Genomic DNA, 5433 nt, shown 5'->3' with positions numbered 1-5433 from the left:
TCCGGGAACCACATAGTGGACGCAAGCAGCATGATCATCACACCCCTCTATAGGTTGCGGAACCGTTTGAAGTCGTGTTCCGCCAGAGTGTGTTGTGGTGTAAGTTATCGGCCTATTAGTACCGGTCAGCTTCACGGGTCTTTAGTCCCCGCTTCCACATCCGGCCTATCAACCCAGTGGTCTGGCTGGGGGCCTCTCACACACAAGGTGTATGGAAATCTCATCTCGAAGCAGGCTTCCCGCTTAGATGCTTTCAGCGGTTATCCCATCCGAACGTAGCTAATCAGCGGTGCACTTGGCAGTACAACTGACACACCAGAGGTTCGTCCGTCCCGGTCCTCTCGTACTAAGGACAGCCCTTCTCAAATTTCCTGCGCGCGCAGCGGATAGGGACCGAACTGTCTCACGACGTTCTAAACCCAGCTCGCGTACCGCTTTAATGGGCGAACAGCCCAACCCTTGGGACCTACTCCAGCCCCAGGATGCGACGAGCCGACATCGAGGTGCCAAACCATGCCGTCGATATGGACTCTTGGGCAAGATCAGCCTGTTATCCCCGAGGTACCTTTTATCCGTTGAGCGACGGCCATTCCACAATGTACCGCCGGATCACTAGTCCCGACTTTCGTCCCTGCTTGAGATGTCTCTCTCACAGTCAAGCTCCCTTGTGCACTTACACTCGACACCTGATTGCCAACCAGGCTGAGGGAACCTTTGGGCGCCTCCGTTACTCTTTAGGAGGCAACCGCCCCAGTTAAACTACCCATCAGGCACTGTCCCTGACCCGGATTACGGGCCGAAGTTAGATATCCAGTATGACCAGAGTGGTATTTCAACGATGACTCCACCCGAACTGGCGTCCGGGTCTCACAGTCTCCCACCTATCCTACACAAGCCACACCGAACACCAATACCAAACTATAGTAAAGGTCTCGGGGTCTTTCCGTCCTGCTGCGCGTAACGAGCATCTTTACTCGTACTGCAATTTCGCCGAGTTTATGGTTGAGACAGCGGGGAAGTCGTTACTCCATTCGTGCAGGTCGGAACTTACCCGACAAGGAATTTCGCTACCTTAGGATGGTTATAGTTACCACCGCCGTTTACTGGGGCTTAAATTCCCAGCTTCGCCCGTAAGGGCTAACCGGTCCTCTTAACCTTCCAGCACCGGGCAGGAGTCAGTCCGTATACATCGTCTTGCGACTTCGCACGGACCTGTGTTTTTAGTAAACAGTCGCTTCCCCCTGGTCTCTGCGGCCCACACCCGCTCACGCCAGCAAGTGGCGGTCACGGGGCAGGCCCCCCTTCTCCCGAAGTTACGGGGGCATTTTGCCGAGTTCCTTAACCATAATTCTCTCGATCGCCTTAGTATTCTCTACCTGATCACCTGTGTCGGTTTGGGGTACGGGCGGCTAAAACCTCGCGCCGATGCTTTTCTAGGCAGCATAGGATCACCGGATTCCCCCGTTCGGGGGTCCCATCAGATCTCAGGTGCGTCATCAAAGACACAGTGACGGATTTGCCTATCACTGACCCTACATCCTTAGACCAGGACTACCATCGCCTGGCCCGGCTACCTTCCTGCGTCACACCTGTTAATACGCTTACCTCCCGGGTTACGGTCCCGCGCTCCACCAAAAACCGGGTCGCCACAAGGGCGGCCGGTCAGGTATTGGGCGGTTAGTATCCCCCGTTTGGTATGGGCGGTTTTTCGCCGGTACGGGAATATCAACCCGTTGTCCATCGACTACGCCTGTCGGCCTCGCCTTAGGTCCCGACTTACCCAGGGCAGATTAGCTTGACCCTGGAACCCTTGATCATTCGGCGGACGGGTTTCTCACCCGTCTTTCGCTACTCATGCCTGCATTCTCACTCGTGTAGGCTCCACCACTGGTTTACACCGCAGCTTCACTGCCCACACGACGCTCCCCTACCACTCCAGACGGCTGAACCACGAAGGCTTACCAAAAATCTGAAATCCACAACTTCGGCGGTGTACTTGAGCCCCGCTACATTGTCGGCGCGGAATCACTTGACCAGTGAGCTATTACGCACTCTTTCAAGGGTGGCTGCTTCTAAGCCAACCTCCTGGTTGTCTGGGCAACTCCACATCCTTTCCCACTTAGCACACGCTTAGGGGCCTTAGTTGGTGGTCTGGGCTGTTTCCCTCTCGACTATGAAGCTTATCCCCCACAGTCTCACTGCTGCGCTCTCACTTACCGGCATTCGGAGTTTGGCTGACGTCAGTAACCTTGTAGGGCCCATCGGCCATCCAGTAGCTCTACCTCCGGCAAGAAACACGCAACGCTGCACCTAAATGCATTTCGGGGAGAACCAGCTATCACGGAGTTTGATTGGCCTTTCACCCCTACCCACAGCTCATCCCCTCCATTTTCAACTGAAGTGGGTTCGGTCCTCCACGACGTCTTACCGTCGCTTCAACCTGGCCATGGGTAGATCACTCCGCTTCGGGTCTAGATCACGCCACTCACTCGCCCTATTCAGACTCGCTTTCGCTACGGCTTCCCCACACGGGTTAACCTCGCGACGTAACACTAACTCGCAGGCTCATTCTTCAAAAGGCACGCTGTCACAGCTACAAGGCTGCTCCAACGGTTTGTAGGCACACGGTTTCAGGTACTATTTCACTCCCCTCCCGGGGTACTTTTCACCTTTCCCTCACGGTACTTGTCCGCTATCGGTCATCAGGGAGTATTTAGGCTTACCAGGTGGTCCTGGCAGATTCGCACGGGATTTCTCGGGCCCCGTGCTACTTGGGATCCTCTCCAAGCGGCAGCATACATTCCGGTTACGGGGCTAACACCCTCTACGGCCTGGCTTTCAAACCAGTTCACCTATGCACCTGCACTCACTTCACCAATCCGGCAGAACTGGTACGGAAAGTCCCGCAACCCCAGTGATGCAACGCCCGCCGGCTATCACACACCACTGGTTTAGCCTCTTCCGCGTTCGCTCGCCACTACTAACGGAATCACTGTTGTTTTCTCTTCCTGCGGGTACTGAGATGTTTCACTTCCCCGCGTTCCCTCCACGCACCCTATGTGTTCAGATGCGGGTCACCCGGTCACTCGCGCGCCGGGCGGGGTTTCCCCATTCGGACATCCTGGGATCAACGCTCGGTTATCAACTCCCCCAGGCTTATCGCAGATTCCTACGTCCTTCTTCGGCTCCTGATGCCAAGGCATCCACCGTGTGCCCTTAAAAACTTGACCACAAAGATCAATAATTAATATCGCTATCGAGAAAACCACGGTCTCACCAGCCAACCCATCAACCCACCCCCTCAAAGGAGGACAAGCCAACAGACCAACCGGATCTACCAGGTTTTTCTGAAATTGCACTTAATAATTTTTAAGATGCTCGCGTCCACTATGTAGTTCTCAAACAACAACCCCGTCACACCCCTCCACCACCACGTATTTACCGTGACAGTCTCAGACCTGCGCAGGAACAATCAGAAACAACACCGAATCCGTGTCCTTCCAACCACCCGCCGGCACCCTTACCGCACAACACGGATCAGGCCACCAGCAGTCAATTGTCATTCATACGGTCCTGTTGCCTCAGGACCCAACAGTGTGCCAAACGGAAAAACCCGGTCCCACAAACCGGCAGCGTGTTCCAATCCCGTCCCCGAAGGAACAGAACGTACTGGGCTGCCAGGCGTAGCGCCGGGCACCTGCTTATTGATATTCCACCCTTGAGCACCCACCGGGGAACATATGTCCCCGATATGGGCATCTCCTGCAAAACACACATCCAGCACTGTGGAAGGACATGGGCCTTGAGGTGCTCCTTAGAAAGGAGGTGATCCAGCCGCACCTTCCGGTACGGCTACCTTGTTACGACTTAGTCCCAATCGCCGGTCCCACCTTCGACGGCTCCCTCCCACAAGGGGTTAGGCCACCGGCTTCGGGTGTTACCAACTTTCGTGACTTGACGGGCGGTGTGTACAAGGCCCGGGAACGTATTCACCGCAGCGTTGCTGATCTGCGATTACTAGCGACTCCAACTTCATGAGGTCGAGTTGCAGACCTCAATCCGAACTGAGACCGGCTTTTTGGGATTAGCTCCACCTCACAGTATCGCAACCCTTTGTACCGGCCATTGTAGCATGCGTGAAGCCCAAGACATAAGGGGCATGATGATTTGACGTCGTCCCCACCTTCCTCCGAGTTGACCCCGGCAGTCTCCTATGAGTCCCCGCCATAACGCGCTGGCAACATAGAACGAGGGTTGCGCTCGTTGCGGGACTTAACCCAACATCTCACGACACGAGCTGACGACAACCATGCACCACCTGTAAACCGGCCACAAGTGGGGGACCTGTTTCCAGGCCTTTCCGGTTCATGTCAAGCCTTGGTAAGGTTCTTCGCGTTGCATCGAATTAATCCGCATGCTCCGCCGCTTGTGCGGGCCCCCGTCAATTCCTTTGAGTTTTAGCCTTGCGGCCGTACTCCCCAGGCGGGGCACTTAATGCGTTAGCTACGGCGCGGAAAACGTGGAATGTCCCCCACACCTAGTGCCCAACGTTTACGGCATGGACTACCAGGGTATCTAATCCTGTTCGCTCCCCATGCTTTCGCTCCTCAGCGTCAGTTACAGCCCAGAGACCTGCCTTCGCCATCGGTGTTCCTCCTGATATCTGCGCATTTCACCGCTACACCAGGAATTCCAGTCTCCCCTACTGCACTCTAGTCTGCCCGTACCCACTGCAGACCCGGGGTTGAGCCCCGGGCTTTCACAGCAGACGCGACAAACCGCCTACGAGCTCTTTACGCCCAATAATTCCGGATAACGCTTGCGCCCTACGTATTACCGCGGCTGCTGGCACGTAGTTAGCCGGCGCTTCTTCTGCAGGTACCGTCACTTTCGCTTCTTCCCTGCTGAAAGAGGTTTACAACCCGAAGGCCGTCATCCCTCACGCGGCGTCGCTGCATCAGGCTTTCGCCCATTGTGCAATATTCCCCACTGCTGCCTCCCGTAGGAGTCTGGGCCGTGTCTCAGTCCCAGTGTGGCCGGTCACCCTCTCAGGCCGGCTACCCGTCGTCGCCTTGGTGGGCCATTACCCCAACCAACAAGCTGATAGGCCGCGAGTCCATCCAAAACCGCATAAAGCTTTCCACCACCATGGCATGCGCCAGGTGGTCGTATCCGGTATTAGACCCAGTTTCCCAGGCTTATCCCGAAGTTAAGGGCAGGTTACTCACGTGTTACTCACCCGTTCGCCACTAATCATTCTGTGCAAGCACAGAAGTCATCGTTCGACTTGCATGTGTTAAGCACGCCGCCAGCGTTCATCCTGAGCCAGGATCAAACTCTCCGTAAATGTGTTACAGACACAAAACCGGAGCCAAGGAAAATTGGCTGCACAGTTCTGCACTAAATTCGAAACCAGCTAAAAAAACCATCCGC

Annotated in this window: 2 rRNA genes; both read right to left on the bottom strand. The window is 55.5% G+C overall.

From position 1 onward, the window contains the following. Nucleotides 1-94: 94 nt before the first annotated feature. Nucleotides 95-3230 (bottom strand): 23S ribosomal RNA (locus AL3_RS17885). 588 nt (nt 3231-3818) lie between these two features. Then, nucleotides 3819-5347: ribosomal RNA gene (locus AL3_RS17880) — 16S ribosomal RNA — on the bottom strand. The 16S and 23S rRNA genes sit together here, the layout of an rRNA operon. Between the last annotated feature and the right edge of the window lie 86 nt (nt 5348-5433).

The organism is Arthrobacter luteolus NBRC 107841, from assembly GCF_001552075.1.
Taxonomy (GTDB): domain Bacteria; phylum Actinomycetota; class Actinomycetes; order Actinomycetales; family Micrococcaceae; genus Arthrobacter_B; species Arthrobacter_B luteolus.
Note: the sequence above shows the minus strand (reverse complement) of the source record. Positions and strands in the feature narration are given on the sequence as shown.